The organism is Dolichospermum sp. UHCC 0259 (assembly GCF_009711935.1).
Classification (GTDB): domain Bacteria; phylum Cyanobacteriota; class Cyanobacteriia; order Cyanobacteriales; family Nostocaceae; genus Dolichospermum.
Genome location: NZ_VIKX01000265.1, coordinates 33,868 through 49,970, shown reverse-complemented (window position 1 = coordinate 49,970; position 16,103 = coordinate 33,868). Strand labels below are relative to the sequence as shown.

The following is a 16,103-nucleotide window of genomic DNA, read 5'->3' as shown; positions in this document are numbered from 1 at the left end:
CCTACTTCTACCTACCCTATAAACTCTCGAAAGTGGGGGGAGAGTGAAAAACTACTAAATTATAAAGTATAAATACAAGGCACGCTATTTATTGGATGGTTTTCTAGAAATATTTTTCATTCTATTCAAGAAATTAATATCATTTTCAATGAAAAATTTCTCGTTAGGATTTTCCGCATTTTCTAACGCTAAATTCAAATCTCTTTCTGCTTCTTCTAGCAATTGTCGGCACATTTCCCATGCTCTTGCCTTTGTTTTTGGATTGCTGTTACGATCTCTGCCTGCATCTATACATTTTTTTGCCATATCCATTTTTGCAGTTGCTCGTTTTTCTAATAATGTAGAATTATGAGCAAGATTAGGGTATTTTAACATAGATTCACTTGCAAATTTTATCACATCTTCTGGTTCACCTATCTTTTTAAGATTTACAACGGCTTTGGCAATTTGACCTTCTTCTATTTTACCAGACATAGCAACAGATAAGGCTCTATTTGCTAGGGTTTGATATTTAATATTGTCTTTATCAAAAGCAAGTATTTCAGCAATATTGATGAGTGTGCTGGGATTAACTAAGTAAAAATCTAATTTCTTCGTTTCCAGGAAATTATAAAGTTCATTGGGAAGTTTTAATTTAGCGATAACTTCACAATACAAATCTAATGATCTAAAATTGTATAAATCTTTTTCTAAGAGTGTTAAAACTTGAGTTTTAGCTTCTTGATACTTCTGTAAAATGACTTTGTCTTGAATTTCTTGTAATTCTCTAATAATTTGATGTCTTGGGTGTGCAGGAAGAATACAAGTTAGACTTTCAGGTTCAATTTCAAAGATTGGTTCGGGACATCCTTCTTCTCTCATTGTCCGAATAATTGTTGGGATACCCTGACCTTCTGATTGAGCTAATTGCAGTTTATTAAATAAGTAAGCAAAACTCTGATTCCTCCATTTAGGACTGGCTTTTCCTTGCAAAAACTTTTCCTTATCAACTCCCCAATGTAAAGTTCCTGGAGATTTAATTTCTACTCTGTCCGCAAATACTGTAATTCTAATTGGTTCAGGCACTTCATAATCACGGTGAACAATAGCATTAATTACTGCTTCTTGCAAAGCACGCATGGGATACTTAACCTGATTTGGTTTGCTGCTTGTTTTATCAAATGCAGTATAGGCTTGAGTATTTAATAGTTCTATGGATCTTTTAGCTTGCTCAACTATTGTTCCAGTTAAAATATAACGTTCTGCTGTTGGTTCACTGCGATCTGTACCTTTATATATTGATAAAATAGTATATGCTTCTGGGAACTTGGATGTAATACTTGTTTTTTTACCAAACATCAATAAGGTAAAATTTCTGGGGCGTAATATACCATCTAAATGTGTCCGCACAAACAATGGAGAAACCAATTCTGCTATTTGTTCTCTATCAGACAAGTAATCTTCTAATGATTTTTCAGGAAAAATTAATCCCATTTCCTGTATACTATCTCTAAATACAAGTACATCAATATCGGCTTCTGTAGCAGCATTATTTGTCCGTTTATCAAAATATTCTATTTTCTGTTTTTTGATTAATAATTGTGTTAAAATACCATTTCTTGCTTCTCTAGTTTCTCGACTAATACGAACATAATATGTAGAGGTTTGTCCGTCTCTATAAACGTGAGCATCAGGACTTGCCAAAACTATAAATACTAAAATTTTTGTACTGTTATTTTCTGGGTTTTCCCTTTCATCCACAAGGGGCGACAAAGCCGGATGAACATAATCCCGACAATGTTGAGTTACCTTACCTTCAATTTCTTTTAATTTATTGGCACTAAGTCCTGTATATTGGACTTTAGGAAAACCATACTCGTCCTTTATCTCTTTTGCTCCGCAAACAACATATCCACCACCAAAGTTGGAAATGTCGTTAGCAAATGCAGAAATAGTTTTTACTATTTCTTTGACTATATTAATATCATCTCCATTTTCCTTCCATTCTACTCTCTCGCTTTCTCTAACAGCAAGCTCTTTTAAATCTATGTTGAAGCTCATAAAGTGAAAATTTGATTTATTGTTTATTTACTATTATAGTTTTTTCACGCCTTTTGACAATTCAAACTTGATACATTGCATGAACATATCCACTTTATATCTACACTTAAATATCATAGAGCGATTCCTGCGAAGCGCTTCGCTATCGCCTTTCTCCAAAAAAACTTAAATCTACTATTGTGAAAAAACGAACTATGGAAAATAAAACATCCATAATTCGTTTTCAAAGAGAGTCGGTAGTAAGCCGGGTTCTGTTCTCTTGCGAGGGCAGTTATCTATCTGGGATGCTTGTTACCAAACACCTCTAGCGGCTCTTTTGACGCGGAACTGGTAAAAGACCAACCGTAGTTCCTCCGGCCTTGCTTCCAACCGGGGTTTACCGAGCCAACGCCTCTCGACGCTGCTGGTGCGCTCTTACCGCACCTTTGCACCCTTACCAACCAATAAATTGACTGGCGGTATCTTTCTGTGGCACTATCCTCACGATCGCTCGCACTGGACGTTATCCAGCAAGTTTGGTCTTTCGGAAGCCCGGACTTTCCTCAAACCAGTCTTAATGACTAATCTGCAACTGCCTACGCCTACTCTCTTCTTTCTTTATTTTACATTTGATTGCCTGAAAATCGCCAGATTCAGATCCCCGACTTCTTCAAGAAGTTGAAGATATTCAGATATCACTTTTTATTCCAAGGTAACGCATAGGTCCAAGGAAGCTTTTTAATCGTAAAAGGACAATTAATAATTGACACTGGAGGAACATTTGTTCCTGGTGCAATACCGACTCTCATTTCCGAAATTCGCAGCACAATTTGTAATGAAAATTCTAAATCTTTTTTGCCATCTATAAAGTCTTTGTATAACTTCTTTTGTTTATCATTCTTTTTGATGGCAGCAACATTAATTAAAGGCGAAGCTGGTTTATAGATTCCTGAGTCTTTATCTCTTTGAAAAACATCTTCTGCGGTAACATTTTCAGAAATTGTCTTTTTAGGAGCAATGATGGTCGGAACTTGAGGTATAGCTAAATCGCGGGTTAAATCTGGGGATTTGCGAATCACGCGCCGAGATTGCTTGGTATGTTCAACAACGAAAGAACTATTATCCCAGTCAACATATATGGCAATACTATCTGATTTATTTTCAATACTCATTGATAACTCTTTGAGATCAGTTTCTACTTTATCCAAACCATAAGTACCTGTTTTGAAGGAAATACCCACAGTGTCTTGGAGATTTTGTTCTTTCAACTGATCATCAACAGCACCTTTTTGGAAATCAACTTTTACTATATCGTCTATAGATTCAATCATGCGATTAAATGTCCAATAGACGGTCAGTATGTAAATCATCAAAATAATCAGATTTTGGTCACCACTTTGCATTTTTATAACCCTGATTTTCTACAAATTCTAAAATTGTAACATAGTCTAAACTATGATTTTTTTGATGAAATGGTATTTAACTTTTTTTATATCATCATTCAAACCATCGTTCCCTTTTACCGACTGCTAATTTAGCATAACAAGTACCAAATAACCAATAATTAGGGTGGAGTAAGCCAATACTCATACTAATTATTCTTCACAATTCATTTATGTATGTCTAATTATAGACGATATTAAAATATTTTTATTTTATCATGAAGAGGCGGCCTAAAAAAGCAACCATTTTTCAAGAAAGGTTATAAATTTAGTTCTTTATGAGCTATGTCTTATTGATTTATTGACAAATATAAAAATATCTCCTTTTGGAGAGATAACCATCTTTCATTTTGGCTAAAATTTTATCACTTTTATCTAAATAGGCAAGAAAAATATGTTGAATCTCATTTGGAGTGGCGTTGTTGTACTTTTCCTTCTTTGGTTGTTAGGATTTTCAATTCACATTGGTGGTAGCTTAATCCACCTACTTTTAGTTTTGGCACTAATTGGCGTTGCCTACAATTTATTTATAGGAAGACGTATTGTATAATCACAGTTGGGAATCAATTTGCTTTTCAGGAAAACTCTGACTCACAAGCAAGTTACGAAGTTTAGCTCAAATTTGTGATATGTTAATTCTCATGAAAGACAACTATCATAACGTTAGGGCTAAACTTAATCAGATCAACATTTTAGATTAGATAAATTTAATGGAAAATACATTGTTTGATCAAGTATTTCGGGATAGTGAAGGCAGAATTGTTATAGCTCAGATGCCAAATCTAACCCTGATTGTCTGGATTGTAGCTAGTTTATTAAAGATAGTTTTTACAACAGGTAAAATCAATCTAGGATTGGACTTAATAGCTTTTGGTTCTTTGTTTACTTGGGCTTGGGAAGAATTATTTCAAGGCGTTAATTACTTTCGGAGAGCATTAGGTTTGCTGGTGCTTATTAGTTTGATGGCATGGAAAATTACTCCATAGCATTCTCTCCTTTTTCTTTAACACCGCAACTGTCGCCATGAATATTAATATCATTGCGGGTTTAGTAATTATAGCTATTGTGAAAGTGTTAAACATCGGGTCAAAAGGAAATTTTAATGCACAGCAATTTACTATTCATTTAACTCGCGTGTTCCCAGTCGCTGAGTGATTCAGACTGTTGATTTTTCGCTTTAGTTTTGCGAACTGGTACTTTAGGAGTACCAATATCAACAGGAATAAAAGACTGTTTTTTCTTGGCAGACTTGCATTTTTCTGTATTCTTCATAACTATTTTTTACTTACTCAAAACTTTCACATCTATTTACATTATCGAATTTAATTGATCAAATCCCGGATAAAAAATTTAATTGATTATTGAAAATTTATCAATCTATAATATTTTATAATTTAGTGGGATTGGCTACAGAAAAACCTTGTTTTTTAGGCTGAATATTTCCTACGTCTACTTGAAATTTTATTTGATCGTGCATCTTACCACTTCTGGCTTCCAGCTTCCAATTACCAGGACGTAAATGCCAAAACATCCCATTAGTTGATTGTGTAGATAAATGCTGATCATTTATCCACCATTCCACAGGCTGATTTAATGTTCCAGCAGCTTTAAATTCTAATTTTTGCTGTCTATCTCCAGATGGATACAGCAGAAATAAATCCCCATTACGAGGAGAGATAATTCGGAAATTATCAGAATTAAAATGCAATTGTGGCTGTTTTGCTAACCATTGATCATACACAGGTGATAAATGAAAATCCGTAGATTTTTCATAAGCAATTTTATCTTTTACAGAGAAATATTCCTGAACTATGGAAGTACAGCTAGGTGTAGGTTTTAACCCTGTTGTCGCACAGATTGGCAATTTTATCATGCCCTCTGGAGGCGGAAAATCAGCCGGGGTTTGATGTTCATGCAGATGTAATATGATTCTGTTCCACAAAGGTGCAGCCCCCGTGACACCGGAAATCTGACGCATGGGTTCACCGTTGAAATTTCCCACCCAGGTAGCCACAGTATAATCACGGCTAAAGCCCACTGTCCAGGTATCACGATAGTTTGAAGAAGTTCCAGTTTTGACAGCGACGGGAAAGGGCAAATTTAACACTGAGTCTACACCAAAAGCTGTGGATCTGGCATAGCGATCGCTTAACATATCAATAATTAATCGCCAATTGCCGGAAACTGAACTTGGGGAAACGGAATTTGAAGAACTGTTTAATGTAGTTACCAATGGCGTATTTTTCCCCATATTAGCCATAGTTAAATAAGCCCTAGCCAGTTCCCACAAATTCACTTCACCACTACCCAAAGTCAAACCCAAACCGTAATATTCAGCATCTTGATTTAGATGTGCAAAACCCAACTCATGCAAGCAATTTAAAAAAGTTGCTACACCCACTTTTTCTAATACCTTTACCGCAGGTACATTTAAAGAATTTGCCAAAGCAACTCTGACTCTCACTGGACCAAGAAAGCTATTAGTATAATCTGTAGGACTATATAATTTGGCTCCCGGAATTGCATAATGGGTAGGAACATCTGGCAAAATCGTATGAGGACTAATTACTCCTTTTTCTAAAGCTAATTCATAGACAAATGGCTTTAATGTAGAACCAGGTTGACGTAAGGCTTGAACTCCATCATTTCGCCCGGATTTCACATCATTAAAATAATCAGGCGAACCGACATAACTTAAAACCTCCCCAGAGGAGTTGTCAATTATCACCGCTGCTGCATCATGGACATTATTAGCCTTTAAAGAGGAAATCACTTGTTGTACTTGTGCTTCCACAAATTGCTGTAAAGGGCGATTTATTGTCGTGCGAATAGGTGATGATTCTTGATTAGGTGTGTTGTTTTGTTTGGCTAACCAAAATAAAAAATGTGGTGCAGCAATAATTCCCTGTTGACGGGGTTGAAATATCACTTTTTCTTGAGATATTTGTTGCGCCTCTGCATCAGAAATATATTTTTCCTGTACCATTCTGTTTAAAACATATTTCTGTCGTTGCTGTAATCTTTTTTGATGTTGATAAGGATTAAAATAAGTAGGATTATTTGGAATTGCTGCTAAAAAAGAAGCTTGGGCTAAGTTTAAATCACTCGCAGGAATAGAAAAGTAAATTCGCGCCGCAGCTTCCACACCATAAATATTTCCCCCCATAGGTAAACGATTAATATAAGCAGCTAAAATCTCATCTTTACTCATTCCCGCAGCTAATCGCCAAGATAACCAAACTTCTTTTAATTTTGCGGTAAATGTCCGAGGTGAATTATCCAACATTCTCGCCAATTGCATCGTAATTGTAGAAGCACCGGAAACAATCTTTTTCTGATCAATTGCTATTTTTATCGCCCGAAAAATTGCTTTTAAATCTAACGCCCCATGTTGATAAAAACTACCATCTTCAGCGGCTAAAATTGCTTTGATAAATTGTGGTGAAACTTGATTTAATTTGACAACTGAGGTATTTTCTTGATCACTGGTTAATACAGTTCCTAATGGTAAATTGTTACGATCTGTAAACTCCATTGCTAATTGATGTTGAACAATATCTATACTATGAATAGGTGCAAAATAAGGACATAATCGGATTAATAAACAGATTAAAATGCCAGAGACAATAATTTTATTTAGTTTGTAGTTGCGCTTTAGCTTCAATAATTTATATGATTTTATCTCACGCAGAGTGGCTAAGGCACGAAGAGTAAGAGTTTTGAGGAGACGAGTTAGTAAATTCATAATAATGTTAAGAATTGTATAGTTTTTAGGAATTTGTCAGGCTAGATTAGTTATCTATATACACAGTAGCGAATTGTTGCTAATATTTTTTGCATTTATTTAATATGAAGATCATAAAAATCTTTAAGTTCCTGGTTATTATCACTCTTGTATTCGGAATGACAGGTTGTAATTTTATTGGGATTAAATCAGGTAATGAAAAATTACCCGCTGTTGAGTCATTAATCACGCCAAAGTTACCAAATTGGATAGAACAAATCAGTCCTGTGGGAGATGCGAAACCTACCAGTCAAATTCGTATTCGGTTTAAAGAAGCTTTAATTCCTGTTGAAAGTCTGGATAGTTCCCAGCAGCAAAGTTTATTAACTAAATTTGCGATTTGGCCTCCTTTACCTGGACAATTTCGCTTTTTAACTCCGCGTATGGTGGGTTTTCAAGCTGATAAAGCCATACCGAAAGCAACGCGAGTTAAGGTTACTCTCAAAGCAGGTTTAGCGGATTTAAAAAATCATCGTTTAAATCAAGATTTGGCTTGGACTTTTAATACTGAATCTATTCAAATCACTAATTTACCAGGAGTTAACCCGATTGAAAAAGCCCCGGTTGAACCAATTGATTTACAACCAAAGTTGCAATTTACCTCTAATTTAGAATTAGATTTAGATTCTGTGCAAAAGCATTTACAGTTAATTCCTGAAGGTAAAACCCAAGGTGTGGTTTTCAAGGTGGAATTAGCGAAGGAAGAAACACCAGAAAATTTAGATCCTTTAGAAAAATTTGATCCTTCAGTTAAGAATTGGGTTTATAATCTTACTCCTGTCCGAAATCTAGAGAAAGCCACAGCTTACAGGTTAAAATTTTCTCCGGGTATTCTTCCTGCTAATGGTAATTTACCCAGTCAGAAAGAATTTGTCAGTAAATTAGCGACTTATTCACCTTTAAAATTTGTGGGAGTTAAACCTTATGGAGAACCAGATTCAGGAGGAACTTATGGCAGATTTATTAAAGGTAGTCCTCAGTTAGAATTTAATAACATTTTATTAGCAGATTCTGTTAAGGACAATATTAAAATTCAGCCAGTACCTAAAAATATTGATAATGTTTTGCAAATTTCTGGAGAAGATAGAATTATCAGCATTAATCCCTATGCTTTAGAACCAGCTACCACTTATACAATTAATATTGAGAGAAATATTAAAGATAAATTTGGACAAACTTTAAATAAACCAGTCACAATTAAATATGATACTGGTGATATAGCTGGGAATATTTCAGCCCCTTCCGAGTTAAATATTTTTCCTACAGATAAAGACTTACAAATTAATATTGATACCATTAATTTACCAGAGTCAAAGTATCAAGCCGCTTATCGCATTGTTAAACCCACAGATTTAGTTTATACAAATACTGCTAATGATTTATTACCCGAACCTGCTAAATGGCAAGAGTTCAAAATTAGGAATAAGCAAAATCAGTCAGTAAATATCAATGTTCCCCTCAAAGAAAAATTAGGTAATCGTCAGGGAATGTTAGCCTATGGAGTGCAAGCGCGAACTCATAAATATCAAGAAGATGGTAAACAATTGTGGAGAGAACCAACAACTTATGGCATGGTTCAATTAACCAATTTAGGTGTCTTTTTTCAATGGTTTCCAGAATCGGGTTTAATTCGGGTTCATCATCTTAGTGATGGTTCACCAGTTAAAGCAGCAAATATTGAAATTTATCAATCAAAATTAGAGGATAAATTTCGTCCTCAACCTGTACCTTGTGCAACGGGAAAAACTGATGAAAAGGGAATTTTGATAATTGACAATAATCAATTAATACAATGTTATCCCAAATTGAAATCTAGTTTACCACAATTATTAGTAATTGCCAGTGAAAATAAAGATTGGGCATTTACTAGAAATGAAGAATATAGTGGTGCTTATGGTTATGGAATTGATGCAGGTTGGGAAACTGAAAAACCAGAATCAAGAGGAATTATCTTTTCTGATAGACAGTTATATCAACCCGGAGAAAAAGCTGCTTTTACTGCTTTTGCAAATTATTTAGAACAAGGTAAAATTCAAGAAGATAAAAATGCAGTCTATCAATTAACTTTAGTCAATACTACTGGGAAAAATATAGATTTAGGCACAAAAACAACTAACGAATTTAGTACATTTTCTTTAGAGTTACCGATTCCTAAAAATCAGCCTTTAGGGTTTTATACTATCAAAGCTACAGGTAACAAGGGACAAGAAATTTCGGGAGAGTTTCGGGTAGCGGAATTTAAACCTCCCAATTTTAAAGTTGATTTACAATTAAATAAAAAATTTGCAGTAATTGATGACAAAATTGATGTGCAAGTAGGAAGTAATTATTTATTTGGTTCCCCAGTGGAAGGAGGAGAAGCAAAATATTTTGTTACTCGTCAACAAACTAATTTTATCCCTCAAGGTTGGGAAGAATTTAGTTTTGGAAGACAATGGTTTTGGCCGGAAGAAAGTCCGAATGTGACTAATGATGTCTTGCAAACTAACACTAAATTAGATCCGAATGGGAAAAGTAATCAAACTGTAACTGTAGCTAAAGATTTACCCTACCCCATGACTTACCGGGTAGACGTGCAAATTAGGGATGTTTCTAATTTATCAGTTGCTAATTCCCAAACTTTTACCGCTTTACCTAATAATAGACTGATTGGTTTAAAAAGTAATTTTGTCGCTGACGCTGGTAAGGATTTTCCTGTAGAGTTTATTGTCACTGACGCAACGGGAAAACCTCTAGAAAATCAAAGAATACATCTGGAATTACAACAGATGAAATATAGCAGCGTTACCAAAATTGTTGAAGGTAGTAAAACTCCACAAAATCAAGTTGAATATCAAACTGTTGGGAAAACAGATATTACATCTAGGAATACTCCTCAAACAGTGAATTTCAAACCTAATGTATCAGGTTCATATCGCATTCGCGCTAATTTTAGTGATAGTAGAGATGAAATTACAGCCACAGATTTACCAATTTGGGTGACAGGAGAAAATCAAGTATTTTGGGGTGAAGAAGAAAAAGATAAATTAGAAATTAAATTAAATAAAAAAGAGTTTAAACCTGGAGATACTGCTACAGCTTTAATTCAATCTCCCTACCCAGAAGGAGAATTATATTTTGCGGTGATTAAAGATAAACCTCTCTATCAACAAGTGATGAAAATTAAAGGAGGTGCGCCCCAAATTCAGTTTACAATTACCCCAGAAATGTTACCTAATGCAGCAGTAGAAGCGGTATTAGTCAGACAAGGTAAACCGCTGAATCAAATAGAACCGGGAAGTTTAGAGAATTTAGCCAAAATTGGGTTTTCACCTTTTAAAGTTAACCTAGAAGATAAATATTTAAAGGTACAAGTTAACCCCGTTGAAAAATCTTTAGAACCGGGAAAAGAAACAACTGTAGAACTGGAATTAAAAGATAATCAAGGAACTCCCACCAAAGGACAATTTACTGTGATGGTGGTGAATGAAGCGGTGTTACAATTAACTGGTTATCGTCCGCCAAATTTGGTAGATACTGTTTATGCAGAACAACCAATTTCTACCCGATTTAGTGATAATCGTCGTGATGTTAAATTAGCACCATTAGCGCAAATTTTACCGAAAGGTTGGGGTTATGGTGGAGGTTTATCCAATGCTTTAGCAAATACTCGGATTCGTGAAGATTTTCAAGCTTTAGCTTATTACAATGGTTCGGTAATTAGTGATGAAAATGGTAAAGCGAAAATCACCTTTAAATTACCCGATAATTTAACCACATGGCGGATAATGGTTGTCGCTACAGATGGAAATTTGCGGTTTGGGAATGGTGACGCAACATTTATCACCACAAAGCCACTCATAACTAATGCTATTTTGCCACAATTTGCCCGTACAGGCGATCGCATTTTGGCAGGTTTATCAGTCACCAACACCACCGCAAACACTGGAAATCTGACTATTAACGGTGAACTTAGCGGTTCTCTCAACTTCGCGGAAAATAACCCCAAAACCACCACATTACAACCAAAAGCCGAGTCAGCAACCCAGGCTTATCGTTTCCCCATGATAGCGGGTAATATGGGCGAAGGTAAGGTGACATTTACCAGCCAATTAAATAATATCGCTGATGCTTTTACTGTCCCGTTGGAAATTAAACCTTTAGAAATTACTGAACAAGTTGTGGAAACTGGTGTGAGTGAAAGACAGGTAAAAATTCCCCTGAATATTGATAAAAATACCTTCCGCGAAGTTGGAGGTTTAGATATTCAATTAGCTAGTACCTTAATTCCCGCAATTAAAGCACCTGCAAAACAAGTTTTAGAAAATAATGATTTACCATTTGCAGAACCCGCCGCCAGTCAATTATTAATTGCTGCAAGTCTGCAAACTCTCACAGAAAAATATAATCAAACCTTTGCCGAATTTAATCCTCAAGAACAAGCAAAATTAGCAATTGCACAATTACAAAAATTGCAAATAGCAGATGGTGGTTTTGCAGCATTTCCAGGACAAGAAAAATCCGATCCTTGGGTTTCTAGTTATGCGGTAGAATCTTTAGTTAAAGCTAATCAAATCTTTCCTGATTTAGTGGATAGTAAAATTATCTCTAGTCTGAAAACTTATCTGCAAAATGTTCTCGCTAATCCTGGACAATATGACTTTTGTAAACAGAAACTCTGTAAATCTCAACTTCAACTAAATTCTTTAATTGCCTTAGCACAATTAGGAGATAAACGCAATAGTTTCTTGTCAGATATTTATCAACAACGTGATAATTTTGATCTAGTTACTCAAATCAAATTAGCCAGATATTTATATCAATTTCCTGAATGGCAAAACCAAGCCCAAATTATGCGAGTGGAGTTTCAAAAAAATATCTATGAAACTGGACGTAGCGCAGTTGTAAATTTACCCAAAACTTGGAGTTGGATGAGTTCAAATACTGTCACCCAAGCGCAAGCCTTACAGCTATTTATTGACCAAAAAACTAACCCAGAAATCATTGATAAATTACTGCAAAGTCTTCTCAATTTACGCAGAGATGGAACATGGGAATCTAGTTATAATAACGCCCAGGCATTCACAGCTTTAGTTGCATATAGCCAACTGCAACCTACACCACCTAATTTTATGACTACTGTAAAATTAGGAAATCAGCAATTAGGAGAAACCCGTTTTAATGGCTATCAAAATCCTAACTTACAAATAAATGTCCCCATGAATAAATTACCTCAAGGTAAACATGATTTATGGTTACAAAAATCTGGCAGAGGTAGATTACATTATTTAGTAGCTTACAAATATCGTTTACAAGGAAATCAACTAGGAAGATTTAACGGTTTACGAGTAACGCGAGAAATTAGTAAAGTTAATGAAGAGAAAATTATCCAAAAAACTGGAATGTATGCTTTTGATAAACCTTTAACCTTACAACCTGGACAAGTCTTTGATATTGGTTTAGAAGTAATTACAGATCATCCTGTAGATCATGTAGTCATAAAAGACCCCTTACCCGCAGGATTTGAAGCTGTAGATGATAGTTTTCAAACTGCGACACCAGTATTACAAGCAAAAGCCGATAATTGGCAATTAGGATATAAAACTATCCATAAAGATCGGATTATTTCCTATGCAAATCATCTAGAACCAGGAGTTTATAGTTTACATTATTTAGTTCGTTCTGTGACTCCTGGAACATTTATTTGGCCAGGTGCGGAAGTTCATCTTCAATATGCACCAGAAGAATTTGGACGCAGTGCAGATTCCACTTTAATACTGGAGGAAAGTAAGTGATCCTTTTATAGCTAAGAGGTTTCAGATAAGTTAGTCAATTTTTCCACTGCTTCCATTGCAACCCTACGCACCATATCATCCTTATTTTCCAGCCAGGGAAGAAGTGCTTGTAACATTGGTTCTGGAGGATTACCTAACTTGCTCAAAGCCTCAACTGTCTTGAGACACACAATAAATTCTGTATCTTCCAATCGCGCTAGTAGTGCCTGTAGCAGTGACTCTGAGGCTATGCCTAATTTGCCCAACACCTCAGCGGCTCTCATACGTACCCAATGATTCTCATCTTTCAGCTTTCCTATTAGCCTTTGTTGTACTAACTCTGAGGTATCACCTAACTTGGAAAAGGCGATGATAGCTCCATCACGTACTGAAGCCTCTTTATCTTCCAGGCGTTTTACCAATCCTTGTATTACTGTCTCTGAGGCATCACCTAAGAGACCCAAAGATATAGCAGCATCAAAGCGTACTCCAAAATCAGAATCTTCCAGCTTAACAAGCAAAGCTTGTATGACTGATTGTGAGCGATCGCCTAACTTACCCAAAGCTGAAGCAGCACGACGACACACTTGATACTCAGGATCTTCCAATTTAAGAAGTAAAGCTTCTATCACTGGCTGTGAGGCATCACCTAACTTTTCCAAGGCTGTAACAGCACTAAGACGCACGTGATACTCAGGATCTTCCAATTTAAGAAGTAAAGCTTCTATCACTAGCTGTGAGCAATCGCCTAAATTCCCCAACACTTCAGCAGCCTTACTACGAACTTGATAGCTATCATTTTTCAAACACAAAAGTAACTCTTGTTGCACTGCTTCAGAGGCATTACCTAACTTGGACAGAGCTTTAGCAGCACAGTCAGCTACCCCTACCCAATAATCATCATCTTTCAGTAATGTCAGTAACCCTTGTAGAACAGACTCTGAATTATTCTGTAAATTTTCTAATGCTCTAACCACCCAAAGACGTACACCAGGATTTTCATCTTTCAAAGCTATCAGTAAAGCAGGAACAGCAGATTTTGCAGCTATGCCAATTTTCCCTAATTCCTCGGCAGCACGTTTTCTATCCTCGACTTCTGGCACAAAAAGGTCATTAATTAAGCGGCGAATACGTCGCTTCATTTGCTCTGTTTTTTCCGCATCTGGATCTATTCCAGTCAGTTTACCCAGTTCCTCAATAACAAAATCAGGTACTTTTGCCTTTGATCCTTTTGCTAAACAACACTCTCTTACTGCAAGTAAAAAGCCCTTAATTTCTTCACCAGATTTACTATCTGCTTGTGCTAAAAACTTGTGCCAGGATTCTTCATTATCCCTAAAATTATCCTCGACTAAATATAGCCCAGCTAAATATTCAGCCAATGGATCTAAAGCAAAACCAATTGTTTTTTTATGTCCCTGCCTAATTAGACGGAGATTTTTTTCAAAATACTCAAGTGATTTTTCTGCATCTTCACCCAAGTCGTTAACTACAGATGTAAATTCTATATAACTTGGCTTATATTTCTGCTCCAAGCATTTCCAAGCAATTAACTTGGCATCATCAATAACTGTAGGATATGGCTTTCTAGTTTCCCTTTCCCCTTGCTGATTTAGCTTTTCTAAGTGATCAATTATTAAATCAGGAATGTTGTCAAGGGAATTTTCAGATGCAGAGAAATTTTCCTTAGCGTTAATCATCCGCTCTGCATATAGTTTAGCTAACAAAACTGTAATTGATTTTTTATCACCAACTATGCGTGCAAGTTGAGCGCACTCTTGTAAAAATTCCTCTTGTTCATCTTCAAAAAGATGCCATTTTTTCGATTCTTTCAAATACTGCTCAATAAAATATGCCAACTTTCCACCATCAAAGCACAGAGTTTCTATCTTCGCATCAATTCCTTTAAGTTTTTCTTCAATTCGAGAGGTAATTATCAAGGCATTAGCAGGAAATCCTCGACTATCTGGATTAATTTTTTTATGGGTTTGTTCACTCATTTCAGAAAAATGATCCACAATCAGCAAAATCCTGCGCTGACGTAAAAGTTGTTCTACCAGTAATTCATCAATAATCGTTTGCTCACTGTCAATTAATTCTTGAATCTCTCCAACAATTGCTTCCATCAGTGGCTTAATGCCCTCTCCAGATTGCAAATCAAGTTCGTCTTCTATCAAAACTGGCAACATCAAGTGTTTAGTCAGGCGTTTGGAATCATCTTTTTGTTCCATTGCCAATTTTGCTATTTGACAAGCAATTGTTGTTTTTCCTGAACCACCATCACCCCAAATTAGAACTCGTACACGCTTTTCTTTTTCAAAAGTTTTCCTCAAAGTTGCTGCTGTTAGTTCTTCAATCTCTTGTTGATTTAATTTCACTGGGAGAGAAACATAATCCTTGCGATCACCAACAGTTTCTTTTTCCAAAAATTTATTATAAAAAGTATCAATATATTTCTTAACCCAAGCATCCAGAACCATAGGACGGTATTTGAGCCAAATTACAACACCAACTGGTAGTTTGTACTCTGTTTCAGTAAATGGTGTTTTTGGAATCTTAACTTCAGCAGGTAGCCTTAGGAGTAAAAGAGGAAAAAACCGAAGCACTCCCAGATATAAAACCACAACAAAGCCAAGTAAAGATAGTTGAAAAGTCCAAGATAAATCCTGCTTTTTATCAGCATCAGATTTATCACCCTCTTCCTGCTTTTCTTCCTGATTTGATGGATTTGTGGTTTTTACATTAGTCGGTTGAATAGGTTGCGGTGTTGAAGGTAAATCCTGCTTTTTATTAACATCAGATTTATCACCCTGCTTCTGCTTTTGTTCCTGAATTGGTGGATTTGTGTTTGTTATATTATTCGGTTGAACAGGTTTCGGTATAGACTGGGTTGGTGTTTGTGCATACACTAGGCTATCATCTTGCCAAGTGTTTATTTTTATCCAATCATTACTTGTTAACAATAGGGGAAATGAACATCCCAAAAGGGCAATTTTCACCAATCCTAAGAAAGTTGGTCTAGCATTCTTGGTCATGAATAATACTTAAAAATTGGGCAGTTAGTCCAATTCTACAGTGATTAAAGCTGAATTTGCCCTTATGGGT

General features: G+C 35.7%; 8 protein-coding genes and 1 other RNA gene. 3 read left to right on the top strand and 6 right to left on the bottom strand.

Annotation, left to right across the window (positions count from 1 at the left end):
* Nucleotides 1–84: 84 nt before the first annotated feature.
* The 3 genes from FJR05_RS22500 to FJR05_RS22490 form a co-directional block, all read right to left on the bottom strand.
* On the bottom strand, nt 85–2,040 hold the full coding sequence (locus FJR05_RS22500; RefSeq protein ID WP_168646168.1) for an ATP-binding protein: 1,956 nt from the start codon (nt 2,038–2,040) through the stop codon (nt 85–87).
* 224 nt (nt 2,041–2,264) lie between these two features.
* An RNA gene (rnpB, locus tag FJR05_RS22495) (RNase P RNA component class A) lies at nt 2,265–2,629 on the bottom strand.
* Nucleotides 2,630–2,714: 85 nt separating this feature from the next.
* Entirely contained in the window at nt 2,715–3,422 is a 708-nt protein-coding gene (locus tag FJR05_RS22490) for a hypothetical protein (RefSeq protein ID WP_168646167.1), read from the bottom strand.
* A gap of 433 nt (nt 3,423–3,855) precedes the next feature.
* Between FJR05_RS22490 and FJR05_RS22485 the strand changes: the two genes are divergently transcribed.
* Together FJR05_RS22485 and FJR05_RS22480 are read left to right on the top strand one after the other, a co-directional pair.
* Complete coding sequence (locus FJR05_RS22485) at nt 3,856–4,011, top strand: lmo0937 family membrane protein (RefSeq protein ID WP_168646166.1); 156 nt, start codon at nt 3,856–3,858, stop codon at nt 4,009–4,011.
* A gap of 160 nt (nt 4,012–4,171) precedes the next feature.
* Nucleotides 4,172–4,447: a hypothetical protein gene (locus FJR05_RS22480; RefSeq protein WP_168646165.1), complete on the top strand. Its 276-nt coding sequence runs from the start codon at nt 4,172–4,174 to the stop codon at nt 4,445–4,447.
* A 139-nt stretch (nt 4,448–4,586) separates the two neighbouring features.
* On the opposite strand, the gene FJR05_RS22475 is transcribed toward FJR05_RS22480, so the two are convergent.
* Together FJR05_RS22475 and pbpC are read right to left on the bottom strand one after the other, a co-directional pair.
* Nucleotides 4,587–4,733, bottom strand: a complete 147-nt coding sequence (locus FJR05_RS22475; RefSeq protein ID WP_168646164.1) for a hypothetical protein — start codon at nt 4,731–4,733, stop codon at nt 4,587–4,589.
* A 115-nt stretch (nt 4,734–4,848) separates the two neighbouring features.
* Nucleotides 4,849–7,206, bottom strand: coding sequence for a penicillin-binding protein 1C (gene pbpC, locus FJR05_RS22470; RefSeq protein ID WP_254447020.1), 2,358 nt, complete (start codon nt 7,204–7,206; stop codon nt 4,849–4,851).
* A 104-nt stretch (nt 7,207–7,310) separates the two neighbouring features.
* On the opposite strand from pbpC, the gene FJR05_RS22465 reads away from it, so the two are divergent.
* Nucleotides 7,311–13,019: an alpha-2-macroglobulin gene (locus tag FJR05_RS22465; RefSeq protein WP_168646163.1), complete on the top strand. Its 5,709-nt coding sequence runs from the start codon at nt 7,311–7,313 to the stop codon at nt 13,017–13,019.
* Nucleotides 13,020–13,030: 11 nt separating this feature from the next.
* Here the strand turns inward: FJR05_RS22465 and FJR05_RS22460 are convergent, their stop codons facing one another.
* Nucleotides 13,031–16,033 carry a HEAT repeat domain-containing protein gene (locus FJR05_RS22460; RefSeq protein WP_168646162.1) on the bottom strand — a complete coding sequence of 1,001 codons (3,003 nt, stop codon included), beginning with the start codon at nt 16,031–16,033 and terminating at the stop codon, nt 13,031–13,033.
* Nucleotides 16,034–16,103 lie beyond the last annotated feature (70 nt).

Excerpts from the sequence above, each read along its gene's own strand:
- FJR05_RS22500 (WP_168646168.1), bottom strand. The coding sequence starts at position 2,040 with ATGAGCTTCAACATAGATTTAAAAGAGCTTGCTGTTAGAGAAAGCGAG.
- FJR05_RS22490 (WP_168646167.1), bottom strand. The coding sequence starts at position 3,422 with ATGCAAAGTGGTGACCAAAATCTGATTATTTTGATGATTTACATACTG.
- FJR05_RS22485 (WP_168646166.1), top strand. The coding sequence starts at position 3,856 with ATGTTGAATCTCATTTGGAGTGGCGTTGTTGTACTTTTCCTTCTTTGG.
- FJR05_RS22480 (WP_168646165.1), top strand. The coding sequence starts at position 4,172 with ATGGAAAATACATTGTTTGATCAAGTATTTCGGGATAGTGAAGGCAGA.
- FJR05_RS22475 (WP_168646164.1), bottom strand. The coding sequence starts at position 4,733 with ATGAAGAATACAGAAAAATGCAAGTCTGCCAAGAAAAAACAGTCTTTT.
- pbpC (WP_254447020.1), bottom strand. The coding sequence starts at position 7,206 with ATGAATTTACTAACTCGTCTCCTCAAAACTCTTACTCTTCGTGCCTTA.
- FJR05_RS22465 (WP_168646163.1), top strand. The coding sequence starts at position 7,311 with ATGAAGATCATAAAAATCTTTAAGTTCCTGGTTATTATCACTCTTGTA.
- FJR05_RS22460 (WP_168646162.1), bottom strand. The coding sequence starts at position 16,033 with ATGACCAAGAATGCTAGACCAACTTTCTTAGGATTGGTGAAAATTGCC.